The sequence below is a fragment of the Mesotoga prima MesG1.Ag.4.2 genome (genome assembly GCF_000147715.2).
Taxonomy (GTDB): Bacteria; Thermotogota; Thermotogae; order Petrotogales; family Kosmotogaceae; genus Mesotoga; species Mesotoga prima.
Genome location: NC_017934.1, coordinates 705,106 through 720,297, shown reverse-complemented (window position 1 = coordinate 720,297; position 15,192 = coordinate 705,106). Strand labels below are relative to the sequence as shown.

General features: G+C 42.9%; 14 protein-coding genes. 1 reads left to right on the top strand and 13 read right to left on the bottom strand.

Annotation, left to right across the window (positions count from 1 at the left end; genetic code table 11):
• Positions 1–14: 14 nt before the first annotated feature.
• The 12 genes from secA to THEBA_RS03390 form a co-directional block, all read right to left on the bottom strand.
• Complete coding sequence (gene secA, locus THEBA_RS03445; protein WP_014730457.1) at positions 15–2,468, bottom strand: preprotein translocase subunit SecA; 2,454 nt, start codon at positions 2,466–2,468, stop codon at positions 15–17.
• A 9-nt stretch (positions 2,469–2,477) separates the two neighbouring features.
• Positions 2,478–3,929 carry a hypothetical protein gene (locus tag THEBA_RS03440; protein WP_014730456.1) on the bottom strand — a complete coding sequence of 484 codons (1,452 nt, stop codon included), beginning with the start codon at positions 3,927–3,929 and terminating at the stop codon, positions 2,478–2,480.
• 780 nt (positions 3,930–4,709) lie between these two features.
• Positions 4,710–5,462 carry a tRNA pseudouridine(38-40) synthase TruA gene (gene truA, locus THEBA_RS03435; protein WP_039882972.1) on the bottom strand — a complete coding sequence of 251 codons (753 nt, stop codon included), beginning with the start codon at positions 5,460–5,462 and terminating at the stop codon, positions 4,710–4,712.
• Positions 5,463–5,464: 2 nt separating this feature from the next.
• Positions 5,465–5,893 carry a hypothetical protein gene (locus tag THEBA_RS03430; RefSeq protein ID WP_236609202.1) on the bottom strand — a complete coding sequence of 143 codons (429 nt, stop codon included), beginning with the start codon at positions 5,891–5,893 and terminating at the stop codon, positions 5,465–5,467.
• A gap of 176 nt (positions 5,894–6,069) precedes the next feature.
• The gene (locus tag THEBA_RS03425) at positions 6,070–7,719 is read right to left on the bottom strand and encodes a phospho-sugar mutase (RefSeq protein WP_014730454.1); all 1,650 of its coding nucleotides are present in this window, start codon (positions 7,717–7,719) and stop codon (positions 6,070–6,072) included.
• Position 7,720: 1 nt separating this feature from the next.
• The gene (locus THEBA_RS03420; RefSeq protein WP_014730453.1) at positions 7,721–8,059 is read right to left on the bottom strand and encodes a YraN family protein; all 339 of its coding nucleotides are present in this window, start codon (positions 8,057–8,059) and stop codon (positions 7,721–7,723) included.
• 3 nt (positions 8,060–8,062) lie between these two features.
• Entirely contained in the window at positions 8,063–8,362 is a 300-nt protein-coding gene (gene gatC, locus THEBA_RS03415) for an Asp-tRNA(Asn)/Glu-tRNA(Gln) amidotransferase subunit GatC (protein ID WP_014730452.1), read from the bottom strand.
• Positions 8,363–8,364: 2 nt separating this feature from the next.
• Positions 8,365–9,372 (bottom strand): galactose-1-phosphate uridylyltransferase, encoded by a 1,008-nt coding sequence (galT, locus tag THEBA_RS03410; protein WP_014730451.1) that lies wholly within the window; start codon positions 9,370–9,372, stop codon positions 8,365–8,367.
• Positions 9,365–10,771 (bottom strand): glycogen synthase, encoded by a 1,407-nt coding sequence (locus THEBA_RS03405; RefSeq protein ID WP_014730450.1) that lies wholly within the window; start codon positions 10,769–10,771, stop codon positions 9,365–9,367. The genes galT and THEBA_RS03405 overlap by 8 nt, the downstream gene beginning before the upstream one ends.
• Before the next feature lie 4 nt (positions 10,772–10,775).
• A complete protein-coding gene (locus THEBA_RS03400; protein WP_014730449.1) occupies positions 10,776–11,396 on the bottom strand; it encodes an MBL fold metallo-hydrolase in 621 nt (206 codons plus the stop codon).
• Position 11,397: 1 nt separating this feature from the next.
• Positions 11,398–12,186 (bottom strand): undecaprenyl-diphosphate phosphatase, encoded by a 789-nt coding sequence (locus THEBA_RS03395; protein WP_014730448.1) that lies wholly within the window; start codon positions 12,184–12,186, stop codon positions 11,398–11,400.
• Positions 12,179–12,793, bottom strand: a complete 615-nt coding sequence (locus tag THEBA_RS03390; RefSeq protein ID WP_014730447.1) for an ACT domain-containing protein — start codon at positions 12,791–12,793, stop codon at positions 12,179–12,181. The genes THEBA_RS03395 and THEBA_RS03390 overlap by 8 nt, the downstream gene beginning before the upstream one ends.
• A gap of 98 nt (positions 12,794–12,891) precedes the next feature.
• Here THEBA_RS03390 and THEBA_RS03385 point away from each other — a divergent pair, with 98 nt between their 5' ends.
• Positions 12,892–14,022: an HD domain-containing protein gene (locus THEBA_RS03385; protein ID WP_014730446.1), complete on the top strand. Its 1,131-nt coding sequence runs from the start codon at positions 12,892–12,894 to the stop codon at positions 14,020–14,022.
• Here THEBA_RS03385 and aspC read toward each other — a convergent pair whose 3' ends face one another.
• Positions 14,023–15,180, bottom strand: coding sequence for an aspartate aminotransferase (aspC, locus tag THEBA_RS03380; protein WP_014730445.1), 1,158 nt, complete (start codon positions 15,178–15,180; stop codon positions 14,023–14,025).
• Positions 15,181–15,192 lie beyond the last annotated feature (12 nt).

Sequence of the window (15,192 nt, the reverse complement as noted above, 5' to 3'; positions counted from 1 at the left end):
ATTACACCTCCGGTTCAACGCTTAACTTTGAATCTCTTAGTACCCTTCTTTTTTCCGGCAACTTCTTTCTTCTTATCGCCTCCGCTGAAATCAGAATGAACAGCCTGCAGACTCTTAAATTCCTTATCGGCGTTCTGCTTAGCCTTATCGCTGTCGACTCTTACAATTCTTACGATGGCGCTTGCTATATCATCGTATAGAGAATCGGTCAACTGCTGGAATAGTATGAAAGATTCCTTTTTGAATTCTAACACAGGATCCTTCTGACCATAAGCCCTTAGACCCACGGAGTCTTTTAGGTGCTCTATAGCTTCTAGATGCCTTCGCCATCTTTCATCAATCATCCGTAGCATAATGTACTTGATGACCTGAGGAAACTCATCACCGAAAGCAGACTTCTTTTCCTCATAAATATCGTGAAGCACTGAAAGGGTTTTGCTCCTAAGATCTTCCACACTCTTAAGGTTTTTAAGACTCTCAATGTCGCCTGCCGGCAAGAAGCCAAAAGAAACCTTTATTTCATCAAAAGAAGGTAGACGATCGAGACCCGACAATCTTCTTTCTACAACATCTTCGATAATTTCTAATACATTAGAGTCGATTTCCTCACCTTTGAGTACCCAATTTCTATGAGCATATATTGCGCTTCTCTGCTGGTCAATAACAGAATCCAGCTCGTAAAGTCTCTTTCTTATTTCAAAATGCATTCCTTCGATCTTCTTCTGCGCAGATGAAATTATCCTGCTTAGGAGCGGGTGTTCGATTGGTTGTCCCTTTTCAATCTTTAGTGTATTCATAATCGACTGCATGCGTTCGCCACCGAAAAGGCGCAAGAGATCGTCTTCAGTTGAAAGGAAGAATTTTGATTCCCCCGGATCCCCCTGTCTGCCCGATCTTCCTACAAGTTGGTTGTCAATTCTCCTGCTCTCGTGCCTCTCGGTACCTAGAACATAAAGCCCGCCAAGATCTACTACTCCCTCACCAAGCTTAATGTCCGTTCCTCTTCCCGCCATGTTTGTTGCAATTGTAACTGTCTTTCGCTCACCGGCCTTTGCAACAATCTCTGCTTCTCTTTCATGATACTTGGCATTCAAAACTTCGTGGGGTACGCCCTTTTTTTGCAGCAGCTTGCTCAAGAACTCGCTCTTCTCTATCGAAGTAGTACCAACGAGAACGGGCTGTCCTTTTTCATAACGTTCAGCGATCTCATTGATAATTGCCTCATTCTTTTCTTCTCTTGTTTTATAAATCGAATCCTCTTTGTCCTCTCGAATTACCTTCTTGTTTGTAGGAATGATCGCAACTGGTGTGTTGTACATGGAGATGAACTCAGATTCTTCAGTTGCGGCAGTACCGGTCATTCCAGACACCTTCGAATACAGCTTGAAGTAGTTCTGAAAGGTTATTGTGGCAAACGTCACCGATTCTTGTCTAATTTGCACATTTTCTTTGGCCTCTATTGCCTGATGCAAACCCTCGGAATACCTTCTTCCCGGCAACAACCTTCCAGTGAATTCATCAACAATTACGACTTCTCCCTCCTGAGTTACCAGGTAGTCGACTTCCCTTTTATATAGATTCATTGCTTTCAAAGCATTCAACAGATGGAAAATGTAGTCGTAATTGCTTGGATCATAAAGATTGTCGATCTGCAGCAGTTTCTCAGCCTTTGCTATTCCCTCTTCTGTGAGAGTTACTGTTCTGTCTTTTTCATCAACAACAAAGTCCTTTTCCGCAACAAAACGTTTGGCAAAAAATGCAAACTGCCTATAGAGATTGGATGAGTCTTGAGCGGGGCCGGAAATAATGAGGGGCGTTCTTGCTTCGTCTATCAGGATTGAATCGGCCTCGTCAACTATTACATAGTTGTGTCCCCTCTGAACCTTGTTCTCCAGGGAATACACAAGATTGTCTCTAAGATAGTCGAATCCGAATTCGTTAGCAGTACCATATGTTATGTCGCAACCGTACGCCTCTTTTCTTTGAGAAGGTTCCATCGTTGCCTGAATGAATCCAGCTTTCAATCCAAGATACTCATAAACCGGCCCCATCCAACCAGCATCTCTCTTTGCTAGATAGTCATTCACGGTTGCTAGATGGCAGCCCCTTCCAGACAAGGCATTAAGATAGAGAGGCATAGTTGCCACCAGTGTCTTTCCCTCTCCGGTCTTCATCTCAGCAATTTTACCTTCGTCAAGCGCGAGAGCTCCCATTAGTTGCACATCGAATGGCCGCATGCCGACCGTTCTCTTAGCAGCTTCTCTAGCCAGCGCAAAGGCTTCCGGAAGAAATGAATCTAATGTTTCGCCCTCGGAGACTCTAGCTTTGAACTCCTCTGTCTTTTTTTGAAAGTCAACCTTTTCATACCTACTCACGGTTTTTTCCAAGCTGTTTATGCTTTCAACCACCCTGGAGTACTTTTTGAGAAGCATATTATTCTTGTCAAATATTTTGGATAACAATCCCATTAAATCACCTCAATAGAAGCGGAGAGCGTGAATCATATTGCCGTTTTCATCAAATGTCTGCTGGTAGAACAGAGCACTGTCTACGGAAACTCCCATCAAAGACTTGAAGACTTTTTTCATGTCGATGAAAGCATGTGCTATGTCTTTTTCCAGGCCAAGATTTCGTACAAACTCGTAGCTAATGTTATCACTGAGACTTTCTGCATCGGAAAGCAATCTGTAGTATTCATCGGGCGAAAGGGAAGTCAACACGGTAGTTTCGTTGGAAAAAATAAAGTAAATTGTGTCAAAATCGTTCTCAAGCTCGTAGATCCTACTGTCCTTATGTGCTGACTGCAAAGCACCCCACTCTTTCAAAGAATTCTCGAATTTCTCAGTGTCTGAACTTTTGTTCGTAAATACGGCTGTCACTCTGGGTGTTTCTGAAACGAGATCTCCATATATTCTTGTGTTTCCTATACTCTCCTTAGAAAGAAGTACAACAAAATCAGCGAGCTCTCTATAGGGCTCTAAATCAAGTTCAAACCAGTGCGCAAGCTCCTTTCTCAGAGTTTCAACGGATGAAGACGGAAAGAATACGGTGTAATCCCCAAAAGTCTCTTTGGAGGCCTCCAGTTCTTTTGTGTCAGTAACAGAGAGCATCTTTTGAAGATCTTCACTGCTGAGAAAAACAGTATCCTGAACTATTGTTGCGGTTAATGTGTGTCCTTCTGGCCTAGCAAATAAGATAGTGCTTTCAATCGAGAAAGTCGATTCCAGCCCCAGATCTAGATGAAAACGGTCTCCATCAATGTAACCGGCCAAAGCGTAATCATAGCTCATTTCAGCAACTTCCCTTCCTTTGCCGTTAGATTCTAGAAGCCTTTTTCCTTCACCTTCATAGGTTTTCAGGGCAAGTGTAACTGCATCTTTGTTTCCACCGATTATCAGGTAATCGTCGCCGGCATTATAGAAAAGCGTTCCAGTGTTGCTTCTGAGTTCATTGACGCTTTCGCCGGGCTGAACAAATATCGCCATATCAAGAAGAACCGCCACCGCCTTCAACAATTCGAAGGAACTGTCCGTTCTCCAAGCCATGAAAACTCTGTTCTCAGTAAGCTTTAGTTTCTCAAGAAGGTAAAAAGGATCGAACATCAACAGGTCGTCAAGTGAAAGATCGATTCCTTCCCCGGCAAGTAGTATGTCATTGTTCAACGCAGACTTAAGGAAGCTGGTATCGACTTCAGCATTGTATCCTGCCGCATCGATTATTCCATAAAAAGCTCTTTCGGCTCCGTATCCATTATCTCCGAGATAGGCTCCAAAAAAATTTGTGTTATCCCTAAGAGCCTCCATTGTCGATCTCAATCCTCGAAGTATAAGAAAATAACCAACATCTTCAGGCACGAAATCAAAGATCTCCTGGGCCATTATTCCGGAAAAAGAAAGAATCAGTAACAAACCAACTAATAAGGATTTCAAACCTTTCCCGATCACCTAACCGTAAAATCGGGGTTCTCCCTCCCTTCAAATCTGATGACTTACATTCTTCTCAAAATACTTTCGACTCTTCGGCCACCGGTTAGAATCGCCACTGAGTTCGTTTCTAATTGCTGTATGAGGCAGATACTCAAATTTACTTTCTTCGTACTGATTAGCAAGGATCAAATGCTTTGGCTAATTTCGGAAATACAAAATAGCGACTCCCTCAACCAATTACTTTTCTCTCAGTCCGGAAACAGCTTCAAATGGATCCTTTAGTAGACTAAAGGTTCACTTCAATCGCCCAGAAAACTTCTTGCAGTTTCGCCGATCCAGCTGTTGAAATAAGTAAAAAACTGCAGCTGGTGAACCTTCTTCTCTTGAGCATCGACAAGCGCAAGTTTTCTGATTTTGTAGATCCAGGTAAAATCTCCCTTCCTTCCAATGGCTGATCTTTTCTCCGCCCACAATAAAATAGACCAAGGTAGATGCGGCACTATCAAGCATTAGCTGATTGAAACCATTATGTGAGGAGCTACCCGATTTATCTTGCTCTCCAGTATAGGTACCAATTCTACCGATTGCTGCCACTTTCTTTTTGGACTTAACCGACGAACTCGCCTTTCAAGTCTTCCCACAAAAATCCGGTACACAGAAATTACCTTGCAGCCCGGCTTAAGAACAATCATACCATTAATAATGAATTTTCCGCTTCACAGTAAAATTGATGGTCCTGTTCTCCTTTCAGACAGCACTAGTTCAAACAATTGTTCATCAAATCTAGGTCTCGAATTCATCAAAGATAACTTTGTAAAATACGAGTCCCTGAGGTGGAGCCGTTCCCGGTAATGTTGATCTGTCATGAGAAGAAAGAAACTCAGATACCGATTCTTCTGAAACACTTCCTGTTCCGACTTTTACAAGCGTTCCAACAATGTTTCTCACCATTCTCTTTAGGAACGAAATGCCTTCAACCCTTATAAGTATGATGTAAGGTTTGTATCTTATTATTCTTATCGCCGTAATAGTTCTAACAGGATTTCTATCGTCCTTACCGGTCCTGAATGCAGCAAAATCATGTTCGCCCAAGAGATTGACTGCCGCTCTTCTCATTGATTTAATATCGAGAGAATAGGGAAACCACCAGACAAACCTTCTTCTAAAAATATCCGGTTCACTTGACGTTTGTATGTAATAGTGGTATATCCTTTTCTTTGCGGCGAATCTTGGGCTGAAATTCTCATCGACTTCATGTACTTTCCTGACATACATGTCAGATGGAAGATTTGCGTTCAATGCGTCTCTCATGGTAGTTGCTTCCAGGCGATCCAGATTAGAATCGAAGGCAATTACCTGTCCGAACCCGTGAACACCAGTATCAGTACGTCCTGCGCCTTGACTAGAGATGCAAAATTTATGGATTCTATGAAGCGCTTCTTCAAACTTGCCCTGAACCGTCCGTAATCCCGGCTGGTTCTGGAAACCGAAAAAATCTGTTCCATCATAAGACACTATAGCAGCGAATCTCTTCATAATCATTTTAGAGCTATCAAGTCAAGCATTTCAGTGTAAAGATAAACGATTGAGGAAAGGTCCTTCCCCATTTTTGGTAGATCTCCATTATAAACTGCCCAAAGAATTCTACCTACAATGGTTTCTACATACTTTATTAGTGATTTCTCAAGCTCTTTTTTTTCGTTTACACTCAACTGTAGTTCTCCAGTTTTCATGGCAAGCCATGATGAGAACCTTTGGTCATTGAAGCTAAGCGATCCTTCTTCGTAGTCCTTTAGCATCTTGTAAACTTCTTCGGTAGTTTCCCTAATCGACAAATTCTTTGAAATGACCTCAAACGTTGTCTGATCGAAATAACCTTCAAGAGCTTCTGGAACTTCTAGTTCATACTTAAAGTACAGTAGATTCGAGTCGCTGTGCTTTCTTTCGAAAGTGATCTTCCGCCTCATCGCGCTCTCAAGGCCATAAGCACTAAGGCAATTCCAATATTTATGTTTAAGCAACTCAGCTGATTGATCAGTAGACCAGGTGGTCATGAAACCAGTTTTTGTTCTGTGATCAAAAGTAGCTCTTTTTGGTGTAAGGAAGTCATCTCCCCTATAAAGAATGTGCGCGTACCTGAAGTTCATAAGCATGCAATCCTTTCAACCAGTTCTTTCATTTCTTCTATCTTCTTCTCTGCTTCTTCTCTATTTTCTCCTCTGGCCATAAGGTAGAACTTGATTTTCGGCTCTGTTCCTGAGGGTCGCACTATTATTTTGCAGTCGTTCTCCATTTCCATTGATATTACATCTGAAGGAGGAAGGTTACCATAACCATTCAGATAATCTTTCATTCCTCTGATGGCCATGTCTTTTAGCTTCGATGGCTCAATATGCCTGAGTTCTGTCATTATTAACTCAATCTTTTCCTTCCCTTGAATTCCTTCATACTCTTTGTTCACAAGTGCCTCTTGGAAGTAGCCAAACTCGCTATAGATTTCTTCAAGATAGTCGATCAATGTCATCTCTTTGCGTTTAAGGTGTCCGCCGATCGCGCAGGCTAGTGCGGCCGCGCTGACCGCATCTTTGTCTCTTGCATGTTTTCCAAACAGCGAGCCGTAGCTCTCTTCAAATCCAAAAAGATAGTTCCCTTTTCCATCCATTTCAGCTTTTTCGATTATTTCTCCAATAAACTTGAACCCAGTAAGAGTCTCTTTCACTTCAACACCATATTTGGATGCGATCCTCTTCACAAGATCAGTCGAGACGATCGTTTTTACAATAAACGGATCTGACGGCAGTGAATCTTCCATTCGCTCCAGTATGAAGGAAGTCATTATTGCGCCGGTCTGATTTCCATTTAGTGGAGCATAATCACCATTGTGTGCCACCATTATCCCCAATCTATCGCAGTCGGGGTCCGTTGCTATTACAAGATCTGCGCCTATCTCTCTCGCAACATCCAGAGCCATGGAAAAGGCTCTTGGATCTTCGGGATTTGGGCTCTGCACCGTCGGGAAATCTCCATCCGGTATAGCCTGCTCCTCAACTCGTTTCACTCTGTGTCCGAGCACTGTAAGAGCTTTGTAAACGGGAAAGTTTCCACTCCCATGTAGGGGTGTGTAAACAACATTCAGTTCTTCATAGTCAGAAGTAAGTCCTAGTATGTTTTCTTTCACGGTGTCGATGTATTTCTCAAGAAGGGAATTCGGGATGCTATTTATCAGTTCACTTCTTGGACTGATATCCTCAAAATAGTCCGATGCTTCGACTCTTTTTATTATCTCTTCTGCATAGCTGGGTACGGCCTGGGTCCCATCGGAAGTGTAGACCTTATAACCGTTGTATTGCGGTGGATTGTGACTGGCCGTTATTACGACACCACCGCTAGCTTTCAACTCTCTCACTGCATAACTAAGTATTGGAACCGGCATGGGTTCGATGAATACGTGCACTCTAATTCCCATGGACGAAAGAACCTCGGCTGTCGTTTGGGCAAACTGCGCAGATTTATGTCTGGTATCAAACGCTATTACAACAGATGGATCACTGTAATTCTCTGAAATCCAGCGCCCAAACCCTAAAGAGGCGCGCTTGATGGTGTAAGAATTTATCCTATTTGTACCTGCACCCATTACACCACGCATTCCACCTGTTCCAAATTCGAGATCCAGTGAAAATCTCTCTCTAACTTCTTCAGGAGTGAGATCCTTCAGTTCATCTCTGATCTCATCAGATGCATTATCTAGCCATCTCTTGTACTCCTGGTTAACTGCTCGTTCACCTCTAAGCACTCTACCACCTTCCAACAGATCTAAAATGATTAACTGCTCCGCTTTCTAGAATCTCAATGACATCCAGTCTAGCTTCCTCAAACTTAGGCTCTTCAGTCAGAATATATCTCTGGGCAGCCAATTCCAATCTCCTAATTTTCCTTTCATCTACACGATATCTCGGGAGTACTAACGAGCTTCCCCCCTTTACTTCAACAAACACCAGAATCTTGCCTTCTAGAGCAACGATATCTATTTCCCCGAATCTATACGCAACATTCCTTGCTATTATCCTGTATCCGTTTTCTTTCAAGTATTCGCATGCGAGATCCTCGTATCTCTTACCAGACTCCTTGCTCATTGCTCATTTCTCTTCTTTATAAATCCTTGGTACCTTCAAATAGCTCCCCTCTGTTTCGGGAAAGAGATCTCGAATGAGTCTCGATTCCTTGAACTCGACCAACTCGTCTTCCCTAGGCTCGAGGCTCTTCTCAACAGGAGTGACCATTTCTTCAGCGTCAGGATCTACTCCATCTAGAAGCGTCATATACTGCAGTATCTCCTCAATATCCTTTTTCAGTTCAATACGCTCGTCTTCAAGTAGTTCAAGCTTTGCAAGGCCTTCAAGATGTTTAAGGAGTTCATCGCTTACTTTCGTTTCCATTTTCATTCCTCCTCAGTGCTGACTTCACGAAGATACATGGCTGCATGCTCTGGAGGCATAGGGTTTATGTAGAAACCCGATCCCCATTCAAATCCGGCAACCCTTGTAAGCCTTGGTACTATTTCCAGATGCCAGTGGTAGTGATTCGATTCGTCAATTCCCCTTATTCCTGTGTGCAGCATGAAATTATATGGTGGATTATCTAGAGCTTTGTAGATTCTTAGCAACGTATTCTTGAGAATTATCGAAAAACTTTCGATTTGAGTAGCAGATATCTCTCCAAAATTGTGACTATGAACCTTTGGAACAATCCACGTCTCAAAGGGGAACCTCGCAGCGAATGGTTCAAACGCTACGAAATCGCTGTTTTCTTCAACTACTCGTGTCCCTTCAAGAGTCTCTTGATTCACCATATCACAATATACACATCTCTCTCTGAAGCGGTAGTACTCAGCTGCACCAGCTATCTCTTCTGCGACTCTTTTTGGAACTATTGGTGTAGCAATGAGCTGACTATGCGAATGGACAAGCGAGGCGCCAGCTTCTCTTCCATGATTCTTGAATATCAAGATGTACTTTATCCTGCTGTCCTTTTCGAGTGTCTGGAGACGTTCTTTGTATGCCCAAACTACTTCTCTAACCTGTCCATACGATAGGGTCGCCATTGAAGCGTTGTGATCCGGTGTCTCAATGATGACTTCGTGGGTCCCGAACCCCTTTATGACATCGTACATGCCGTGACCGAATCGCTCGGGCTCAATATTTGAATCCAATGCAGGAAACTTGTTTTGCACAACTCTCACCCACCAGCCCGGACTGTCCTTAGCAGTATCTGCGGGCCTAAACGCCATGATTTCTGGAGGTGTGGTGTGTTCATTGCCATAGTCAAACGGACAAAAGGCTGATTCAACATTTTCTTTAGCATTTATGAAATCATGAGGTCGTCGAGCTCTTTCGGTCGCAATAATCACCCACCTCTTGATTATCGGATCCTTTCTAAGTTCAGGCATCGTTATTAACCTCCAGAATCTTCTTATACAGGGAGAGGTAATTTATTGCCGAGACTCTCCATGAGAAGTCCTGTCTCATCGCATTTCTAACTACTTTCTTCCAAAGTTCTGGTTGAAAGTAAACTTTGAGGGCTTTCTTCAAAGCTCCAAGCAGCTTTTTCGCATCGTAGTCTACGAATCCAAAGCCATTACCATTGTTTTCAGGATCAAATTCATGAACAGTGTCGGCGAGTCCTCCAGTGTATCTGACAATCGGAACAGTCCCGTATCTCATCGCAAACATTTGTCCAAGTCCACATGGTTCATATCTGGAGGGCATCAAGAACATATCTGCTCCACCGTAGATTTTTTGGGCAAGATCGAGATCAAAGGTCAATCTCGCAGCCACTTTCTCCGGATAATTCTTTTGAAGTATCCTGAACATGTCTTCATACTTGCTCTCTCCCGTCCCCAAAACTACAATTTGAATGGGAAGCTTCATCAACTCGTCCTTGATATCTTCAATCAAATCAAGTCCCTTTTGATCTACAAGACGTGAAATCAGTCCAATCAAAGCATCATCTTTTTTCGGAAGACCCACAAGTTGCTGTAAATTAGATTTATTGATTTTCTTGCTCTCAATATTGTCCTGCGAAAAGTTTGCCCAAAGTCGTTCATCTCTTTCGGGATCATATTCGTAGTAATCGATCCCGTTCAAGATTCCAACCAGGTCACTCCGCCTTCTAGAAAGGATGTCTTCAAGGCCGGCACCATATTCTTTCGTCTGGATTTCTTTTGCGTAGGTTGGAGATACAGTGCTAAGCTTATCTGAAAAAACAAGTCCTGCCTTTAGAAAGTTTATTTTTCCTGCCTCAAAGATTTCGTTCCGATTGCTTTTTTCGATTCCTGACAGATCTAGATATTCCTTACCGTATACACCTTGATAGGCGAGATTGTGAATAGAAAGAAGAGTCTTGCACTTTGCTTCACGCTGTTTAAGATATACTGCGATCAAAGCGGTTTGCCAATCGTTGAGGTGGACGATATCGTAGCCTTTGTCAACTGCAAATCCAGCGGCGGCATCGGAAAAGCTCATTGCCTGAAAACCAAGATTCGATGCACCATAGATCTCCTTTGAGTCCATAAGTCTTTCGTTATAAAGCAAAAAAACGTTCACGTCGCTCTTCGGCAACTTCGCTCTGTAAACCTCAAAAGAAACCTCTCTTTTGACGAACCTGGTACTGATGTTCTCATCCGTTTTGATAGCCATATTTTTGTCTATCGACTTATGAAATGGCATTAACAAATCAATTTCGACTCCAAGCTCTTTAAGATACTTCGGAAGGGATCCTGCAACATCGGCAAGACCACCTACCTTCGCTATAGGATAAACCTCGTAAGATACAAAAAGCACCTTCATTCAATCACCTCTTGAACAGCGGGAGGTCATGAGAGAAAATAACAGCATCTGCTCTCTCAAAGTGTTTCAAGACGAAAGCAGCGGCTGGATCTGATCTCATTCCTTTTCGCATTTCGTGATAATGTATCTGTCTTGCGCAGACGTCTCCACAAATGAAAACCCTTCCATGATTTTCCGTTTGGAGAAAGAAGGACACATGATCTCTTGAATGATATGGCGAACTGAGAACATCTATTGCTCCCAAAATCCTTTCGCCACCCGAGAAGGTCTCGATAGATTTCCAGGAGTCAATGATCTTACTATACACAGATCCAATTATTGGACCAAATGAACTGTAATCTCTGGTGGAGAAGCTTTCATGTAAATGTATCGTCGCCTTAGAGAAAAAAACACTGCTGAAAGCATGATCAAGATGAAAATGAGTGAGCAATATATCGGTTATATCGTCTGGGGAGAGACCCAGAGAAGTTAATCCGTCTTCTAATACTTTCATCGAAGCGAACCCACCCGGATCGATGAGAATTTTCTTGTAATCCTCCACAAGCAAAACACAGCTACTTGTGGGTGCATCCATCATTCCCGGCACGTACACTAAAGAGCCGGGAAAGAGGAGATTCAAATCCAAATCACATCACTCCTCGAAAAATCAGACCTACAATCCCTATAATTATACAGTAAAAGCCAAAGAATCTCAGACGTCGCTTCAGAACAAGTTTCTTGAGGAGCCAAAGCCCAACAATACCAGTTGAAAAGGCAAGAAGACATGACAAAAGGACGGTTGATATAGGAAGACTTACTTTGGAGAGTTCCAAAATACCGGCACCAAAGGTAACTGGAAGACTCAAAAGAAAGGAGAATCTAACTGCATCACTTCTGATCATTCCTATAACTAATGCCCCGAATATCGTCAAGCCACTTCTTGATAGTCCAGGAGCTATTGCTGCCGCCTGGAAAATGCCTATTGAAAGCGCACCTGCAACTGAAAGATCAAGGATTTTACGTTCACCCTTCAATCTATCCGAAATGAATAAAGCAGCCGCTGTAGCAAAAAGCATTATCGAAGCAAATGCCACATCAGAGAAGAGAGATTTGATTTCATCCTCTAGCAGGAAACCAACTAGAACTGCAGGAATAGTTGCAACAAGAAGCAGCACAATGAATCTGAATGAGATTTTCCTCTTTTCAGGTTTAGATAGACCTGTGAGTATTCCCCATACATCTTTAAATGTGAACAACAAAACGGCAAAGAAAGTTGCCAGATGAAGCACCGCAAAAAATGCTGCTTTTGATTCAGAATCGAGAGGAACTTTGAGAAAACTGGAGAAGATTGTTAGATGACCAGACGACGAAACGGGAAGAAATTCCGTAGCACCTTGTATTGCGCCTAGAATTAGATAGCTTAGTGTTTCAGACACTGAAACCCTCCTCTTCGCTTATACTTTCAAAAGAGATCCCCTTTTCCCCAAGAATGTCAGCGATCAAGCTTATGTCTGACTCATCTGTTCTTATTACAACTCGCTTGAATTCCTTACTTTCTGCGGTCGAAGTGATAATAGAGAGAATGTTAACCTCCTTTTCTGCAAGAAAATCTACTACCTCTCTCAGAGCACCTGGCTTGTCCTCGAGAATTATCGAGATTCTGGCACCGGGTCTGTCCATAGCAGTAAATTCCATTAAACCTTCCAAAATTTCGAAAACACCAATTGCCCCTACGACGACAAAATCGTCATTGACTACTGGAAGAACATAGTCATGACTCTCAATAAGCATTAGCGCGGCATCTTCTATGAAATCGGAGTCACGGCAGTAAAAAACAGGCTCAACAACAATTTCAGAGAGTTTTTTCGAAAGATCAAAGTCATCGATCTCATCCAATCTTGCAGTCCCAGACAGTCTTCCTTCTTTATCAACGGAGATTATATTTGTGAGTCCTGCTAATGCTTTGATACTGAAGACATCCTCAAGAGTTGAACTTTCCTCGAAAACTGGGTAGGTTCTGTTAATCCACTTCTCAATATTCATAAAACCGCCTCTTTCCATCATTAAGCCTTTTATTTGATAGGCCTAACAATTATAATTGTAACAACATAGATTCATGAACGTACTCAGGAGGTGTTTCCGTGTTTCAAGGATATGTGAAACTTCTGGAACTGGCAACGAATCTCTTCACAATGTACAGGTGGAACAACACACCGACTCTTCTAAGAACCAACGAGGCCGAAAACGCCTTCATTTCTGCCCAGTACTGCCTGCTAATGTCTGAAATGGCAATTTTGAAAGGTTTCGAAATCGACCAAAAGGAGCTCTTCCAGAGACTCGTCTTAAAAGAACTGCCTAAATGCTTGCTTTCAGACATCTCGGTCGATACTAAAGTTCTAATAAAATCCCTTTCACCAGACAAGTGGAACGATGTCTTTGAAAAGACAGTTGAAGAGATTATTGAATACTTGCCTGATGAGAGACACGATGCCTTCTATCTTTCAATGGTGCACTCCAAGGATAATTCGGTCGAAGGAAAGATTATCCAGACTGGAGATCTTCTATCGGCCAAACTGGAAGCCGGTCTTCATGCCAGAAGCTTTCCGGAGTTCTTTGAAAGACCTCTGAAGGACCTTGAGGCCAGGATCAAAGATTTCGAGGAATTCGATCCATATCGTCTGATAACGGGCAACAACTGGCTTAGCCGATACACAAACGCCTTAATGGTTCTTTTGAGAGCCATTCGCTGGAACAGGCTCAACAGGAATGTCCCAACCACTGTCGCCGCTCATTCTTTCTACGTAACAATAATCGCATATATACTCTCATGTATTGAGGAAGAACAAGGAAACAGCGTAAACCCTGTTGAATCTGTCAAACGCGCTCTGCTTCATGACATTCCCGAAAGCATGACTGGTGATATAATCACGCCGACGAAAAAGAAGGTTCCAGGCTTCGAGGAAGTGATTGCTCAGGTTGAAGAACAGATGGTTACCGAGAACCTCCTAGACGGAATGCCAGATGAACTTATCAAAGAGCTAAAATTCAGAATGCTGGATCCCTTTGAATCAGTGGAAGGCAAAATTGTTTGGGCTGCCGATCAATTTGCCGCAACAGTTGAGTGTCTCATGGAAATACGCTCCGGTAATACACAGTATGCCTTCAGAGATGCAATGAATAGAATGCTAGATGATCTCTCAAGATCCGATCTTCAAAGCGTTCAGTTCTTGACTAAATCCTTCAGATGGAGCCTTGACTGGACAGGTCGCTAATTAAAGTTTTCTGAGATAGTTTTCCAGTCTGTTAAGTCCTTCGTCGAGTTCCTCCAAAGAACTGGAGAACGACATTCTTATGAACCCTTCATAGCTGAATGCGCTTCCAGGAACCATTCCCACTTTTTCTTCTTCAAGGAGGGCGATCGCAAAATCGTTTGAATTCTTGAACCTCCCGCCGAGAAATGGTCTTATATCAATGAAATAGTAGAAAGCGCCCGCCGGTTTGTGAAATCTCAGACCGATTTTTTTCAGCCTTGAGAACACGAAGTCCCTCCTGGCTCGAAACTCTTTAACCATTGAAGAAGTATCAACTTCAAATGCCTTCAGTGCTGCGTATTGAGTGATAGTATTGACATTGGATGTCAGATGACTTTGAATCTTGGAGATAGCCTTGGCCAATCTGAGTGAAGTTGCCGAATAACCTATCCTCCAACCCGTCATGGCATAGGTTTTGGAGAAGGCATTTATTACCGCCGTCCTTTCCTTCATCCCATCAATCGAAGCAATGGAAAAATGTTCAGCATCATATACCAGCTTTTCATAAACCTCATCCGAGATAACAAGAATGTCGCGCTCCTTGCTTAAGACCGCAAGATCTCGAAGGAAATGTTCAGGATATATGGCTCCTGTTGGGTTGTTTGGAGAATTGATTATTATGGCTCGTGTCCTCGCGCTTATAACCTCTGCAATCTTCGAAATCTCTGGGACAAAGCCTTTATCAAGCTCAGATGGAACAACCACCGGATGGCCACCGCAGAGCAGAATCTGCGCCTCGTAGCTCACCCAGGCAGGCGAGATAATTATCACTTCGTCATCCACGTTCAGCAAGGCCTTAAGTACATTATAGATTGCTTGCTTTCCACCGTTTGACACAACAATTTCATCAGGAGTGTAGCTTAAGCCGTTCTCCTTCAGCATCTTTGTAGCGATTGCTTTTCTTAATTCATCTATGCCCGAAGCATTGGTGTATTTAGTTTTTCCCTCGTTGAGAGCAGTAATGGCCGCCTCAACTATGGGGCGTGGAGTAGGAAAATCTGGCTCACCGGCAGTGAATTTGACAACGTTCTCTCCCGCCTTAGAAAGCTCAAGGGCCTTCTTATTGAACTCTAGAGTGGCCGATGGTGTTACGGAAGAGACAAAGCACGACAGATCCATTGGAGCACCTCC

Coding starts and splice junctions, on each gene's coding strand:
- secA (WP_014730457.1), bottom strand. CDS start 2,468: ATGGGATTGTTATCCAAAATATTTGACAAGAATAATATGCTTCTCAAA.
- truA (WP_039882972.1), bottom strand. CDS start 5,462: ATGAAGAGATTCGCTGCTATAGTGTCTTATGATGGAACAGATTTTTTC.
- THEBA_RS03430 (WP_236609202.1), bottom strand. CDS start 5,893: ATGAGGCGGAAGATCACTTTCGAAAGAAAGCACAGCGACTCGAATCTA.
- THEBA_RS03420 (WP_014730453.1), bottom strand. CDS start 8,059: ATGAGCAAGGAGTCTGGTAAGAGATACGAGGATCTCGCATGCGAATAC.
- gatC (WP_014730452.1), bottom strand. CDS start 8,362: ATGGAAACGAAAGTAAGCGATGAACTCCTTAAACATCTTGAAGGCCTT.
- galT (WP_014730451.1), bottom strand. CDS start 9,372: ATGCCTGAACTTAGAAAGGATCCGATAATCAAGAGGTGGGTGATTATT.
- THEBA_RS03405 (WP_014730450.1), bottom strand. CDS start 10,771: ATGAAGGTGCTTTTTGTATCTTACGAGGTTTATCCTATAGCGAAGGTA.
- THEBA_RS03390 (WP_014730447.1), bottom strand. CDS start 12,793: ATGAATATTGAGAAGTGGATTAACAGAACCTACCCAGTTTTCGAGGAA.
- aspC (WP_014730445.1), bottom strand. CDS start 15,180: ATGGATCTGTCGTGCTTTGTCTCTTCCGTAACACCATCGGCCACTCTA.